This window comes from Paraburkholderia madseniana (assembly GCF_009690905.1).
GTDB classification, from domain to species: Bacteria; Pseudomonadota; Gammaproteobacteria; order Burkholderiales; family Burkholderiaceae; genus Paraburkholderia; species Paraburkholderia madseniana.
The window spans coordinates 1-549 of record NZ_VOSW01000321.1 but is presented as its reverse complement, the minus strand read 5'-3'; the positions used below and the strand labels follow the sequence as shown (position 1 = coordinate 549).

The 549-nt window shown below is 61.6% G+C and carries 1 protein-coding gene; it reads left to right on the top strand.

Features of this window, described 5'->3' with window-relative positions; genetic code table 11:
• Positions 1-549 (top strand): ABC transporter ATP-binding protein (locus FSO04_RS46030; protein WP_414693539.1); only part of this gene is annotated, 549 nt, incomplete at both ends.

Sequence of the window (549 nt, the reverse complement as noted above, 5' to 3'; positions counted from 1 at the left end):
TCGGCAGCGATCAGATCCGCCTGTCGGTTAAGGGCGTCAACAAGCGCTTCGGCGGCCTGCAGGCACTGTCCGACGTTGGCCTGCAAATCAAGGCGGGCCAGATTTATGGCCTGATCGGCCCGAACGGTGCCGGCAAAACGACCTTCTTCAACGTGATCACGGGTCTGTACACGCCGGATTCGGGCGAGTTCAAGCTCAACGGCACGGAATACACGCCGACAGCCGTCTATCAGGTGGCGAAGGCGGGTATTGCGCGTACGTTCCAGAACATCCGTCTGTTCGGTGGCATGACCGCGTTGGAAAACGTGATGGTTGGCCGTCACGTGCGTACGAAACACGGCCTGATCGGCGCGGTGTTCCAGACGCCGGCCGAGCGCAAGGAAGAGCGCGAGATCAAGGAACGCGCAGTCGAACTGCTGGAATACGTCGGCATTGCGCAGTACGCGGACTACACGTCGCGCAATCTGTCGTACGGTCACCAGCGCCGTCTGGAAATCGCCCGCGCACTGGCAACGGATCCGAAGCTGCTCGCGCTGGATGAACCGGCTG